The sequence below is a fragment of the Aquimarina addita genome (assembly GCF_039539305.1).
Lineage (GTDB): Bacteria > Bacteroidota > Bacteroidia > Flavobacteriales > Flavobacteriaceae > Aquimarina > Aquimarina addita.
The window spans coordinates 75,963-89,240 of sequence record NZ_BAABCW010000013.1 but is presented as its reverse complement, the minus strand read 5'-3'; the positions used below and the strand labels follow the sequence as shown (position 1 = coordinate 89,240).

Here is a 13,278-nt window from a genome sequence, read left to right as displayed (position 1 = left end):
ATAAACTTAATAAATTAATAAATATGTCATTTTCACAAATATATGAGTCTGGAACTCAGAAACGCAATATACTGCATTTTGCAGCGATAGTCAATATGGCTTTAGTAGATGGTACCCTTAATGAAATGGAAGAACAAATGTTGAATATGTTTTCGAGAAAACTTGATATAAGTAAGGAACAATATGCCGAAATATTAAATAAAGCATCAAGTTATCCTTTGCCTATTGTTACAACCGTAAAAGAGCGCTTTGAATACATCTATGAATTGTTTTGCATGGTTTATGCAGACCATGAAATCGATGAACTTGAAATGCATCTGATTAAAAGATATGCTATAGGTATTGGATTTAATGATGTTATGGCGGAGAAGTTGATACAGACATCTATCAAGATATTCAGTGGAAAGGTCTCTTTTGATGAGTATACACTTTTTATTAAACTGTTATTATATTAAACTTAAAGTAAGCACAGAAAAAAAGATGGAATACAAAGGCTTTCAGTAAACCATTGTGCTATGCTGCAATTCTATAATTTAATTCACACAGTAAGGGTGTACAAAAATATCTTAAGAATAGGAAAGTCTGAAGGCATAGGATTAGAGATGCTAGAATTATATCTATGAGCAGTACTGTTCCATAATATTGGAAATATATTGGTTTTTTAAGGTGATGATGACTATAGTAGTGACGAGACTCCTTTGGTTATAACCAAATACAAGTAAACTATTTTATATCAATGGGTATATTTTATCAAATCCAGGGAATAGAAAAACTATTAAAATGTAATTTTGTAATTCTTAATGGAGTTTTCATATAACATAATAAGCATTATGGATATCCTTGGTGTAATTCAAGGGTTGCTTTTTGGAATAATGTTGTTATTACTACACTCTAAAAAGAATAGACCCACACTCTTTTTAGGGTTATTTATACTATTGTTTTCTCTAGAACCGATTGGAAACATATTAGAGGATATGGAGGTTTTACATCAATATCCCATATTGGAACTGCCTCCTGTTCATTTTCATTTTTTGGCCTATCCATTGTTTTATATTTACATACAAAAAGTATCGGTATTCAATGGTAGAAAACTGAGTTATTGGACGCTAATACCAGGTGTGGCTGAAACTGTTATTGGACTTATAATTTTCTTTCTTCCGATTGAAACTAAACTACAACTTAAATTTTCATCCTATGCGTTGATTTATTTTGTATTTGGCTTGGGTTATTCCATTATTATTGGTGTATTGACCATTCGTTGGATTATATTGCATCAAAAAGAAGTAGACAATCAATTTTCTGAGACGGTTCATAAAGATTTAAATTGGTCCAAATTTTTTATATATGGAAGTATCTTTTTTCAACTGTTATTGTTGCTTCATCATTTTATTGATAGCCATGTCCTTTACTTCTTTGTAACCCTTGTTAATGTGATATTGATCTATTGGGTTTCTTTTAAAGGAATTACCCAGGAAAATATAGTATCGCTGTATTTGATTCTTCATGAACCAGAACAAAGTTATATACCCTATAAAGAAATAAGTTCTGAGATAGAGACATCAGTTCCATTGTTGTCCCAACCGTCAATTAAAGAAGAAAAAAATCAATTTATGGATTCCCACGAAATGTCGGAGGTCCTAACCAAAGTAACGAGTAGTATTCTAGGTACGCAAAGTTTTTTGAAGCATAACCTAACCATAATTGACATAGCAGAGGCAACCCAAATTCACCCTAGGCGAATTTCTTATGCCCTGAACAATCAATTGGAGTTAAATTTCAACAATTTCATAAATAAATTTAGGGTAGATAAAGCGAAAGAACTTTTAAGAGATGCTAAATTCAATCATTTGTCTATAGAAGGTATTGGTATGGAGGTTGGTTTTCATACAAAATCCACATTTTATTCAGCATTTAAAAAATTTGAAGATTGTACGCCGGCGAAGTATCGTTAAAACTTTTTTAGAGATTTAATCTAAAGAATTCTGCGAGGCTCTGCCTTAGAGTAGTTTGTTAAAAGCAAGAATATCAAGGCTCCAAAAGAGATGATAAAACATAATTTTTGAACCTGTTGCATATAAAGCCCTTTATGAACAACAGCTTGGCAATTTTTTATATCATTACTATAGCGCAACCATTTGTGTTTTTTTACATCTTAAAATAAATTGAAATATTATGCTAAAGACACTTAGAAGATTTATAGTAATACTGTGTATATTTTCAACGATCTTCACTCAAATATCTTGTAATAACGATGACGATGATGATAATGTAAATTTAGATTGTGAGAGTGCTATCTGTACTGAAATTCTTATAAGAATTATGGTATCTATCAAGGATCAAAATCAAAATCCTGTTATGCTGGATACTTATAAAGTAATAAATCTTGAAAATGGAGAAGATATTACCATATCACTTACTTCATCTGAACTTTCAGGGTTACAAGAGTTTGGGCAATATCCATTGATAGAAGATGGAATTCTGGGAGTAAATCAAGAACTAGATGTCCAATTTGTTGGGTATGTTGATGATCAAGAGGTCGTTAGAAGTAATTATACCGTAAGTACGGATTGTTGTCATGTAAGCTTGGATGCTGGAAATTTAGAACTTGTTTTTTAAAAAACTCCCACTTTGTCATAGCATGAACAAAATGGGAGCTTATATACAAAAGTTACTTATTGAATATTCAATACAAAAGTCATCATAAAATCAGTATCTCCATCATTGGCACCAGTTGTAGAAGTTTTTACATCTGGCTGATGCTGTAACTTAGCAGTAAATACTCCAGCTGTCGATGCAGCACCAGGAGTTGTCCAGGTAGTGGATAAACCAACGGGATTACCATTTTCATCTGTATCGTTATAATTTACTGGATCTGAAGCGGTATCTATGTTTCCGTTTCCGGTAGGACTGGTAAAAGTGCCTTCTTCAAAACTAAAGAAAAATTGGTGTTCATTGTCTTCTTCTAGGATTTCATCACCAATATCTGCTACATCTTCTGGATTTAAGGCGTTCAAGATTTCAAAAGTCAACGTATATTCAGTATCGGTAGCAAGTGTAATATCATCCAATACCTGTAATTCTTGTATCCCGGTTCCGTCTGGATCTTTTGCAGAAGCTCGCACTATATCACTGGCATCAGTCGTATTCGTAAAAATTAGGGTAACGTCAGTAAATACTTCTACTTCGTTTTCTTCTTCTGGTGCGTCGTCATCATTACTACAACCAATAATGGTAATAGCTGAGAATAAAATTGCTGATAGACGTGCATATTTAAATAGATTCATTGTTTTCATTTTACTTTTTTTTAATGTTTTAATTATTTTAATCAATAGATCTCCCTAAGTTCTGCCAGGGGTGAGTTTATAGAACCAGAACATTTAGACTCAAGAATCAATATAAAAGTCTTGTTTTATGTCTTGAAGGCGATCTTGTTCCTAATACCTCGTATCTTTGGATCGAGGTAGTTCATTTATTATGGAGATGATGCTGTAGATAATTTCAAAATTCAAGGAGCCCTGCTTGCTATAGTTTTATATGTGGGTTTATTTTTTCTACTCATTTTTAGTATTTGTTTAAAGGTTGTATTTCAATGTAAAAAGTATATTTCTGCCGGGTTCATCAGCGAAATAGCGCATTTCGTTGAGGTAATCACGATAACGTGTATTTAATATATTTTGAACCGTAATACCTCCACGTAGGTGTTTCCATTTAACATTCCATGATAGATCCAGTAGGAAGTATCCATCTGTTGCATCTGCAAAGTCGAATATTTCTGAATCTGTAGTAAGCTGCTCTAATCCGTCTACCAAGCTTTCTGGTATAATTGTACGTGGTGCTTGAAACTGCTGAAAGGTATAGCTAGAACGAATAGACCATTTGGAGGAATCAAATAGCCATACGCTACCTTGGTTCCATTGTAGCTCAAAATTTGTCGTAATAGGTGGTTGGTTGATTAGAGGATCATTATCACCAATATTTCTTGACCATAAGTAGCTTGCACCAAAAACACCAGAAATTTTTTCTGTCCATTCTTTTTTCCAACTATAATCGGCTCCAAGGAATAAAGCATCTACCTGATCAAAAATAAAAGCGGGCATTGGGCCACGTATCGTACCGAAAACACCAATGGGCCGATCAAAAACATAATTTTCTATATAATGCGAATACGCGGTTATAGTATGTGTATTTCTATTCTTATTAGTTCGAAATTCATTGATAAATTTATACCCTCTTTCTGGGTTTACATCACTTTTGTCTAAGGGAATAACTTCATCAGTACTCAGTTCACCACTGGTATCTGTAAATCTGAGCAACCCAAAGGTTGTTTTAAAACCGTGCTGTCCAAAACTGAATAGTTCTTCCATATTAGGAGTACGCCAGGCGGTGCCTAAATTTGTTCTAAAAGTTGTATTGTCAGAAAGTTGCCGAACGTATCCCAATGATCCAGTGAGATTAGTGAAACTGTAATTATCCCTAAAAATATCCTGATTAATTTCCCTGCCCCGTACATCATTGGTTTCAAAATCAAATCTCAATCCTGCTTCAACTGTGTTTTTTCCAAATGTTAAGCTTTCAACCGCAAAAGCACTATATCTGTCTGTATTATAATTAGGAATAAATGGAGTGGTCTGAGTACCAGGGTTATTATCATTGTTTTGACTAAAATACTGAACGCCTACCAAGCCATCTAGGCCATGCCACGTAGGATGCTTCCATTCCAATTGATAATCATAGGTAAGCAAATCAAGATCAATGATGGGTAAGTTGGCATTTCTTCGTACATCAAATTCATCCCTTTTATTCAATTGTACCCCCCCAATTAAGGTAAACTTTCCACCTTCAGTATACCACCAATTAATTTCCGTTTTGGCTAAATGATGTTGCGTCATCTGGTTGGGTTGGTTGATATCATAAGAGAAAGGATTCATAATAATAGGCTCATCAGAATTAATGGCTCTAATAAAGGAATCCGGACTATTAGCGATAGAAGAGCGTAAGAGTGCTAGATTTTGGTCAACAAAGCTATAGTGTAGCTTAATATCCCAGTGGTTCAGGTGGTGAAGAATACCAAAGCTAAACGCTTTTTCTTCTTTTCCAGAATTAGTCAAACTATAATCAGGGGTATTGCGATCACCTATTCTGGTATAATTTCCATTAGCAAAATAACTCCATTTTTCTATTCCATAACCAATTTCTACATTAGCATTGTATCCTTGACCATTGGTTTGGTAGCCTGTTCCTAGTTTTGCATACAACGGATTATTAAGGAGTAGAGGATTAGGCTTAATAATGATCGCACCACCCAAGCCTTCAGAACCATATCTTACTCCGGTCGCACCCTTAATCACCGTGATGCTGTTTGCCGAGGAGATATCTATTTCGGGAGCATGATCGGTACCCCAATTTTGAAAGCCATGTTTTAGACCATTATTCAGCACCAGGATTCGATTTCCATACAGGCCATGAATAACAGGTAATTGTACATTTGTGCCGGCAGATGCAAAAGTTAATCCCTGTTGCTTTGACAGAGTGGCTGCTAATGATTGAGTTGGATTGCTCGTAATTTCTGATTTCCCAATCGTAACCTGCGAAATCGTTTCAGTACCTTTTTCTTTAGTTCGTTGCGCCTGAATGGTAACTTCGTCTAATCCTGTAACCTCCTGAACTAAATAAAAGTGTATAGCAGAATCATGTTCATGGTCTTTGGTCGAATCAGTATAGCCTACACATGAAATAATAAGTGTATTATTTTTAGTACATAAACTATCGATTTTGAAATTACCCTCTGCATTGGTACTGGTATATTTTTTTTTACCCTTAACTTTAATAATGGCATTAGCTATGGGCTCTTCAGTATCGGCATCAAATACCTTTCCGCTAACGGAATGAGAGCATCTTTCTTTTTGAGCTATCATCAATGATGACCCTATTAAAAAAAATAGCAGTATTAGACAATGTTGTTTCATGTTAATGGCAGTCGAAAATTGTTATTATTGAATATGGTTTTACATCCTGCAAACTCTACTATTTAAAAAATCTCTTCCCTGAACTCTTATGAGAATAGGAAACCACCGTATTATCAAAAAAATATTGACATAACAGCGTGCTGTACTTTAATAAATGGTATGATTAGGATGCCTTTAAGATTCGAGGCAAGGATTTTTTATGAATCCTGAAGAAATAGGAGGAGGTCTGCCATAAAGGAGGTTGATGACGGTAGTTGTTATATAAACAGGTTCATAATGATTTTCATGTTTATATGAAACAGGTGTGGTATCAATTTCAAAATCCTGAAATTGAGGCGGAGTAGAAAATTCTATGTTTTGATTGTGAATAGCGTGATCACAAAGTTCACAATCATCCATATGCTCGTCGTTGTGACAGTCATGTAAGTAGATAGATGCAGCAGAAACCTTGAGAGCAATCAAGGTTACAAAAAACAACATATGTAAAAACTCTTTCACCGCCATAGAAAGTAAAACTGGTCATTTTTATATAACCAAAAGATTGCAGGGATTCGATGTTGTGGTAGAATTATATGTTCTACTACCCAATCTAAAGGTATCTCCAAGATATAGAGTGCCTTAACTGTCATAAACCGCTATTATTTATTTTTTAGAAGATTAAAAAACTCGGCACGTCTATCAGCATTAGCAAAGACTCCACCATACTCTTGCGTCGTAGTTAGACTGTCTTTATCTTTAATCCCTCTTGAAGAAACACATAAATGTTTAGCTTGAACCACAACAATTACATCTTCTGTTTCAAGGGTATTTTGCAAATCGTTTAAAATCTGTAGGCAAAGTCGTTCCTGTACTTGTGGTCTATGGGCGTAATAATCAACTAATCGATTGATCTTGGATAGTCCTACCACCTTATCTTTTGGTATATAGCCCACATGAGCATTCCCTACAATAGGCAAAAAATGGTGCTCACAGGAGGAGTCGATATTTATATCCTGTTCTACTAACATTTTTTGATAGCCATATTTGTTTTCAAAAGTGGATATTTTAGGTCGGTTAGCGGGATCTAATCCATAGAATAGTTCTGTAACGTACATTTTTGCATAGCGATAGGGAGTTCCGGACAGACTATCATCTGTAAGGTCTAATCCTAGTGTTTCCATAATTTTATAAAAATGATCCTGTATACGTTCTATTTTTTCAGCATTTGAAATGGAAAATGCATCATCACGCAATGGTGTTTGAAGTGAAGTGGCAATGTGTTGATCTCCTTGTATTTCTATCTTTTCAATATCCATGATAATACCTTTAAATTTTAAGTGTTCAATTTTTTATCAGTACAACATTGTCCTTCTCTACAATTACAGTATTTTCTATTATACAGGTGTAAGAGCACCAGAATGGTCGAAGGCACATAAATGGCCTGTTCTACCACAGGAAATAAGGACATTTTTTCATTAAGAATTATGGAAGCCAAAACTGCCCAGCTTATCCAAAGCGCATTGCGCATCCAATTTTTTGAAGTAGTTTTTACGGACCACCATATAGCTATAAAAGAAATACCCAAAAAAATCATGTCAAGAACCCCCCACCATTTGGGATGTGCTTCACCATTCTCCACCATTCCCGCCTGTGCCATAAACAATAAAGGGGTTGCTATGCAATGTACCAGACAGAGTACACTTGCTAATGCACCGATCAAATCAGATTTTAAACGTAACTGAAGGATATTCATTTCTCTTTTTACTTTTTTTAATGAAATGCAAAAGTAGACTAATTTTTTTTAAACGCAACTTAGTTGCATTTGTTTTTGTTTATATTTTTATGAAAATATTATAAAGAGTCAAAATCTTTGATTAGACTTGTTCTGGTAGAGTAATTACTTGATGTGATACCTCATTTTACTCACTTATTTTTAAAGTATAAGAAAGAAAACCACAGAATTATTACAGAACTTAGTTGTACAATTACATAATTAAAATGATGAGTTTACTCGATTTTGGTACCTTGTTGTATGATACTGATACCAAATCAAGTAGGTAAGCGGTTCTAAAAACACCAATTGACTTTAATAAAATGATCGCTCAAGATGTAATTTTGTTGTCTAAAACCGATTGCATAAAAGATATATCGTGTGAAACCATTAGGTTAAAGAAGATATGAAAATATATGTATGTATGGAGGATATAAAGGAAGAAAGACAGCCTGATGATTTGATAGCTTTTGGTACTGTAACATCAAATGATAGTGGAGTTTTAAAAATTTGTAAATGGAACTGTAGTATGGATGAAAACGGGATTTATCATAAGTCAGAATTAATATAAAAAAGATATGAATGTCTTAGAAGCCAAAGCATTAATACATAAAGAATGCATTTCTGATAATGGTCTGGACCTACTTTTTTGGTTACCACGATACGGTTTTCGAATGCATAGCAGGATCTTTCAACATAGGATTATACCAAACTAGTTTAAAACACGTAGTAAACATCGTTTGTAATAAATTAATTAAATAATACATAAACGAATTAAGAAGAGTAAATAATTATAAAAAGAGGTACTAATAAACTGGTACAAACCCCAATTTTGTGGTTTACTTACCGTGTACTTTGCACAAAATAAAATAAAATTTTACTTTTAATAAATTGAACTTAGAATTTATTAAAAAGCTTATAGATAAAATACCACTTTTTATAGAGAAAAACATAGTGAACGTCTATTACCCTTTATTATAAAGGCGCTTAGTTTCATCTTTGAAGTATTTAACAGAAAATACTTCAGAAATGAAATTGTATCTCATCCTTATAAACTTATTTGTTGTAGCATTTTCATTTGCTCAGGATTCTTCTATAAAAGTATGGTCTCTACAAGAATGTATTGATTATGCTTTAGCAAATAATATAACGGTAAAAGATGCTGAGTTAGATAAAAATAGTGCTGAGGTAGACTATGAAAGAGTCAAATCATCGAGGTTACCTAATTTATTTGGCAGTGCCACTCAAAACCTTTCTAACGGTAGTTCTATAGACCCCATCACAAGTGTTTTTGTATTAGATCAAATATATAGTACTAATGTTGGTCTGAATAGTGCGATGACGTTGTTTCAGGGAAATCAAATTAATAATCAGATCAAACAAAATAAATTATTGTTAGATCAAAGTATTTCTCAAGAGAAAGTAGAAAAAAATAATCTTGTTTTAAGTCTTTTAGAAATTTATTTACAAGCATTATTTAGTAGAGAAAGTATAGCAATCGCAGAAAATAATTTAATAGCGTCAGAAAAGGAAGTAGCAAGAGCAAAAGCACGACTAGATGCAGGAACCATTGCATTAAACGACTATACCGAAGCCCAAAGTCAGGCAGCAACTAATAAATACAATGTTATTACTTCAAAAAATGAGTATCAACAATATATAATTGATTTAAAGCAATTATTAGAGTTACCTCTTAATCAAGATATAGAGATAGCATCTATTAATACCGACTTAGGGTTAGTCAACTTACAGATTGATAAAACAAAACTTTACAATAAAGCTTTAGGTTTTTTACCAGAAATAGAGGCAAGCAATAGTAATATCGCTGCTAATGAGAAAGCATTGGATATTGCTAAAGGCGCTTACTTACCAACATTAGCACTAACTGCAAATGTAGGTACTGGATATACAAGTATACGAGAGAATACATTTTCAGAACAGTTTGATGTTAATTTTAATCAACGTCTTGGATTATCTCTAAGCATTCCAATTTTTAACAGAAAAGAAACAAAAGCCGCTGTAAAAACAGCCATGATCAATATTAAAAAGGCCGAAATTCAGAAGCAGTCTACAGAAAAAGAGGTGTATAAAAAGATAGAGATAGTATATCAAAACGCCTTGTCAGCAGAGGAACAGGTCAATGCGTCAGAAGCTGCAAAAACAGCTGCAGAACAGTCATACAAGTTAGCCCAAAAAAAGTATGAATTAGGTGATTTGAGTACTACTGATTTAGTGATAAGCCAAAATACCTTTACAAACGCACAACAAACTTATTTACAAGCTAAATACTTACATGTTTTGTATTACCAGCTATTGCAATTCTATCAGGGAAATGACATCAACCTTTAATCAAATTTAAAATGAAAACGAAAAAGAAAATCATAATAGGAAGTATCGCGGTAGTACTACTTGCTATCATAGCCTACAGTTTTATAAAAGGAGGTGACAGGATGATCATAGAAGCTAAAACCATTCCTGCAAAAAAATCAAACGTAACTACCTTGGTAACTGCGACAGGTACTATTGAGCCAATTAATCAAGTAGAAGTTGGTACACAAGTTTCTGGAGTTGTAGAAAAAATTTATGTAGATTATAATAGTGTCGTTAAAGAAGGTCAACTAATTGCAGAACTCGACAAAACAAACTTAAAAGCATCTACAGTACAAGCACAAGCGGCATACGATAATGCTATTAACCAAAGAAACTATACCAAAACCATTTATGACAGGCAAAAAACATTATTTGATAGTCAAGTAATAAGCAAATCTGATTTTGATGATGCATTATATAATTATGAAACGGCAAAAGGTACAGCAACACAACGCTATTCTGATTTGCAATCTGCAAAGACTAATCTAGGATATGCCAGTATTTATTCTCCAATTGATGGCGTGGTATTGTCTAAAGATATTGATGAAGGACAGACCGTAGCAGCAAGTTATAGTACGCCCACATTATTTACAATTGCACAAGATTTAAAAGAAATGCAAGTAGAAGCTGATGTAGATGAAGCTGATATTGGACAAGTAAAAGAAGGACAGCGTGTTGAATTTACAGTAGATGCTTACATTGGTGAGACATTTAATGGAATTGTAACACAGGTACGTTTAGATCCTACAGTTACCTCAAATGTAGTGACATATACAGTGGTTGTCAAAGCGGAAAATGAAGATTTAAAACTAAAACCAGGATTAACAGCAACCATTTCTATTTATACATTGGAGTTACATGATGTGCTGACAGCAGAAGCCAAAGCTGTTAATTTTAAACCAGAAGAAGAAACCTTAGCAACTTATAACGCGTATTATAATATACCGAATAATACGAGCAATCTATCCGGAAATGAAAAGACGCTGTGGGTATTAGGTAAAGATAGAAGTATTACGCCCAAAATAGTCACCTTAGGTGCTAGTGATGGTGTAAACGTACAGATTCTAAGTGGTATTTCTCAAGGAGAAGAATTGGTGTATAGTTTAAAAGGAGTTTCTAAAGCTGAAGCTGGGTCAAGAGATACAAGTGAAAGCCCATTTATGCCTCAGCGTCCGGGAGGAAATAAGAAAAAATAATAAGCCATGCCTAAAGAAATTATTAAAATAGAAGAAGTAAAACGTGAGTTTACCATGGGGACAGAAACGGTTCATGCGTTAAGAGGTATATCGCTTACTATTACAGAAGGAGATTTTATAACTATCATGGGATCTAGTGGCTCTGGTAAAAGTACATTGTTAAATATTTTGGGATGTCTGGATCAACCCAGTTCCGGATTATATGAGATAGATGGTGTCAACGTAAAAGATTTAAATAAGAATCAATTAGCAACTATTAGAAACGAAAAGATTGGATTTATTTTTCAATCATATAATTTATTAGCACGTACATCGGCTATTGAAAATGTAGAATTACCTTTATTGTATAACAGTAAAGTGACTGCTGAGGAGCGCAGGGAACGAGCTATTAATGCTTTAGAAATCGTTGGGTTAGGTAATCGCTTGCAACATACACCATCACAACTCTCGGGAGGGCAACAACAGCGTGTAGCTATTGCAAGATCGCTGGTAAATAATCCGGTGATGATTTTGGCAGATGAGGCTACAGGAAACTTAGATACACGTACTTCGTATGAGATTATGTCATTGTTCCAAGAACTAAATAAAAAAGGAATTACGATCACTTTTGTTACACACGAACCGGATATTGCAACTTTTAGTAATAGAACAGTCGTCTTAAAAGATGGGGGGATTATAAAAAACTATAAAAACAATAATATACGATCAGCAGCAAATGAATTAGCGCAATTGCCTAAACAAGATAATTAATTATGAGACTATTAAATTTACTTAAAATTGCCATGAAAGCGATTGTTCTTAATAAAACAAGAACTCTGCTTACTATGCTGGGCATCATTATTGGTGTAGCCTCTGTTATTACTATGTTGGCCATAGGAGAAGGTTCTAAAGAAAGTATTCGTACCACTATTTCTGCAATGGGTTCTAATATGATTACGATCAGACCAGGAGCAGATAGGCGAGGACCAGCACGAGGAAGTGGAGGAGATGTGCAAACATTAACGCTTCAAAATTATCAGGTAATAAAAGATCAAGCTCCATTATTAAGCTACATTACACCTGTTGTCAATGGTAGTGGACAAGTTATTAGTGGTTCTAATAATTGGCCAAGTACTATTTATGGAGTAAATCCAGAGTATCTCACCATTAAAGCTGTGGATTTACAAAGTGGAAGTATGTTTACAGATGCAGAGGTACAATCTGCTTCAAAAGTAGTATTATTAGGACAAACAGTTGTAGATAATATTTTTCCAGATGGTCAGGAGCCTGTGGGTCAGATGATTCGTTTTAACAATATTCCATTTATAGTCATAGGTGTTTTAGAAGAAAAAGGGGAGAATACCTTTGGACAAGATCAGGATGATGTAGTTATTGCACCTTATACAACAGTTCAAAAACGTATTTTGGCTATTGATCATTTAAATCAGATCATGGCTTCTGCGATAAGTGAGGATGATGCACAGGACGCAGTGACTCAGGTTACAGAAATTTTGCGCAGCCAACATAAGTTAACGAATGGAGCAGAAGATGATTTTCATGTACGTTCTATGGAAGAATTAATTTCAACATTTAGTTCTACAAGTGAGATGTTAACTATTTTATTAGTAGCAGTGGCAGGAATATCATTGCTAATAGGAGGAATAGGAATCATGAATATTATGTATGTATCTGTAAAAGAACGTACTAGAGAGATCGGTTTGCGTATGGCTGTAGGAGGAAAAAGCTCTGATATATTAATGCAATTTTTAATAGAAGCCATTCTAATAAGTATAACAGGAGGATTTCTTGGAGTAATCCTGGGGCTCGGTGCAACTTTTTTTATCGAAAAATTCTTACATTGGCCAACTAGTGTAGCTTTATATTCTATTGTAATTTCATTTGCAGTATGTGCTATAACAGGAATCTTTTTTGGGTGGTATCCTGCCAGAAAAGCTTCAGTCTTAGATCCAATAACAGCATTGCGCTATGAATAATCAATGATGTATAAAAATAAAAA

13 protein-coding genes are annotated in these 13,278 nt (G+C 33.9%); 8 read left to right on the top strand and 5 right to left on the bottom strand.

Going from position 1 to position 13,278, the window contains the following annotated elements:
* The first annotated feature begins 23 nt into the window (after positions 1–23).
* The 3 genes from ABD816_RS15385 (at position 24) to ABD816_RS15375 (ending at position 2,616) form a co-directional block, all read left to right on the top strand.
* Positions 24–455 carry a TerB family tellurite resistance protein gene (locus ABD816_RS15385; RefSeq protein ID WP_344928898.1) on the top strand — a complete coding sequence of 144 codons (432 nt, stop codon included), beginning with the start codon at positions 24–26 and terminating at the stop codon, positions 453–455.
* A 375-nt stretch (positions 456–830) separates the two neighbouring features.
* The gene (locus ABD816_RS15380) at positions 831–1,952 is read left to right on the top strand and encodes a helix-turn-helix domain-containing protein (protein ID WP_344928897.1); all 1,122 of its coding nucleotides are present in this window, start codon (positions 831–833) and stop codon (positions 1,950–1,952) included.
* Between the two features lie 220 nt (positions 1,953–2,172).
* Positions 2,173–2,616, top strand: a complete 444-nt coding sequence (locus ABD816_RS15375) for a hypothetical protein (RefSeq protein ID WP_344928896.1) — start codon at positions 2,173–2,175, stop codon at positions 2,614–2,616.
* Between the two features lie 56 nt (positions 2,617–2,672).
* Here the strand turns inward: ABD816_RS15375 and ABD816_RS15370 are convergent, their stop codons facing one another.
* The 5 genes from ABD816_RS15370 to ABD816_RS15350 all read right to left on the bottom strand — a co-directional run bounded on the left by ABD816_RS15370 (position 2,673) and on the right by ABD816_RS15350 (position 7,698).
* Positions 2,673–3,293, bottom strand: coding sequence for a GTP cyclohydrolase (locus ABD816_RS15370; RefSeq protein ID WP_344928895.1), 621 nt, complete (start codon positions 3,291–3,293; stop codon positions 2,673–2,675).
* Between the two features lie 279 nt (positions 3,294–3,572).
* Positions 3,573–5,915, bottom strand: a complete 2,343-nt coding sequence (locus ABD816_RS15365) for a TonB-dependent receptor (RefSeq protein ID WP_344928893.1) — start codon at positions 5,913–5,915, stop codon at positions 3,573–3,575.
* 225 nt (positions 5,916–6,140) lie between these two features.
* Positions 6,141–6,470: a hypothetical protein gene (locus tag ABD816_RS15360; RefSeq protein ID WP_344928891.1), complete on the bottom strand. Its 330-nt coding sequence runs from the start codon at positions 6,468–6,470 to the stop codon at positions 6,141–6,143.
* A gap of 134 nt (positions 6,471–6,604) precedes the next feature.
* Positions 6,605–7,261 carry a GTP cyclohydrolase I FolE gene (gene folE, locus ABD816_RS15355; RefSeq protein ID WP_344928888.1) on the bottom strand — a complete coding sequence of 219 codons (657 nt, stop codon included), beginning with the start codon at positions 7,259–7,261 and terminating at the stop codon, positions 6,605–6,607.
* Positions 7,262–7,278: 17 nt separating this feature from the next.
* A complete protein-coding gene (locus ABD816_RS15350) occupies positions 7,279–7,698 on the bottom strand; it encodes a MerC domain-containing protein (protein WP_344928887.1) in 420 nt (139 codons plus the stop codon).
* Between the two features lie 442 nt (positions 7,699–8,140).
* On the opposite strand from ABD816_RS15350, the gene ABD816_RS15345 reads away from it, so the two are divergent.
* The 5 genes from ABD816_RS15345 to ABD816_RS15325 all read left to right on the top strand — a co-directional run bounded on the left by ABD816_RS15345 (position 8,141) and on the right by ABD816_RS15325 (position 13,255).
* On the top strand, positions 8,141–8,287 hold the full coding sequence (locus tag ABD816_RS15345; protein ID WP_344928885.1) for a hypothetical protein: 147 nt from the start codon (positions 8,141–8,143) through the stop codon (positions 8,285–8,287).
* Positions 8,288–8,745: 458 nt separating this feature from the next.
* The gene (locus tag ABD816_RS15340) at positions 8,746–10,065 is read left to right on the top strand and encodes a TolC family protein (protein ID WP_344928883.1); all 1,320 of its coding nucleotides are present in this window, start codon (positions 8,746–8,748) and stop codon (positions 10,063–10,065) included.
* An 11-nt stretch (positions 10,066–10,076) separates the two neighbouring features.
* A complete protein-coding gene (locus tag ABD816_RS15335; protein ID WP_344928882.1) occupies positions 10,077–11,282 on the top strand; it encodes an efflux RND transporter periplasmic adaptor subunit in 1,206 nt (401 codons plus the stop codon).
* Positions 11,283–11,288: 6 nt separating this feature from the next.
* Positions 11,289–12,032, top strand: a complete 744-nt coding sequence (locus ABD816_RS15330; RefSeq protein WP_344928880.1) for an ABC transporter ATP-binding protein — start codon at positions 11,289–11,291, stop codon at positions 12,030–12,032.
* 2 nt (positions 12,033–12,034) lie between these two features.
* Positions 12,035–13,255: an ABC transporter permease gene (locus ABD816_RS15325; protein ID WP_344928878.1), complete on the top strand. Its 1,221-nt coding sequence runs from the start codon at positions 12,035–12,037 to the stop codon at positions 13,253–13,255.
* Positions 13,256–13,278 lie beyond the last annotated feature (23 nt).

Coding starts and splice junctions, on each gene's coding strand:
- ABD816_RS15340 (WP_344928883.1), top strand. CDS start 8,746: ATGAAATTGTATCTCATCCTTATAAACTTATTTGTTGTAGCATTTTCA.
- ABD816_RS15380 (WP_344928897.1), top strand. CDS start 831: ATGGATATCCTTGGTGTAATTCAAGGGTTGCTTTTTGGAATAATGTTG.
- ABD816_RS15375 (WP_344928896.1), top strand. CDS start 2,173: ATGCTAAAGACACTTAGAAGATTTATAGTAATACTGTGTATATTTTCA.
- ABD816_RS15370 (WP_344928895.1), bottom strand. CDS start 3,293: ATGAAAACAATGAATCTATTTAAATATGCACGTCTATCAGCAATTTTA.
- ABD816_RS15325 (WP_344928878.1), top strand. CDS start 12,035: ATGAGACTATTAAATTTACTTAAAATTGCCATGAAAGCGATTGTTCTT.
- ABD816_RS15385 (WP_344928898.1), top strand. CDS start 24: ATGTCATTTTCACAAATATATGAGTCTGGAACTCAGAAACGCAATATA.
- ABD816_RS15335 (WP_344928882.1), top strand. CDS start 10,077: ATGAAAACGAAAAAGAAAATCATAATAGGAAGTATCGCGGTAGTACTA.
- folE (WP_344928888.1), bottom strand. CDS start 7,261: ATGGATATTGAAAAGATAGAAATACAAGGAGATCAACACATTGCCACT.
- ABD816_RS15360 (WP_344928891.1), bottom strand. CDS start 6,470: ATGGCGGTGAAAGAGTTTTTACATATGTTGTTTTTTGTAACCTTGATT.
- ABD816_RS15365 (WP_344928893.1), bottom strand. CDS start 5,915: ATGATAGCTCAAAAAGAAAGATGCTCTCATTCCGTTAGCGGAAAGGTA.
- ABD816_RS15350 (WP_344928887.1), bottom strand. CDS start 7,698: ATGAATATCCTTCAGTTACGTTTAAAATCTGATTTGATCGGTGCATTA.
- ABD816_RS15330 (WP_344928880.1), top strand. CDS start 11,289: ATGCCTAAAGAAATTATTAAAATAGAAGAAGTAAAACGTGAGTTTACC.
- ABD816_RS15345 (WP_344928885.1), top strand. CDS start 8,141: ATGGAGGATATAAAGGAAGAAAGACAGCCTGATGATTTGATAGCTTTT.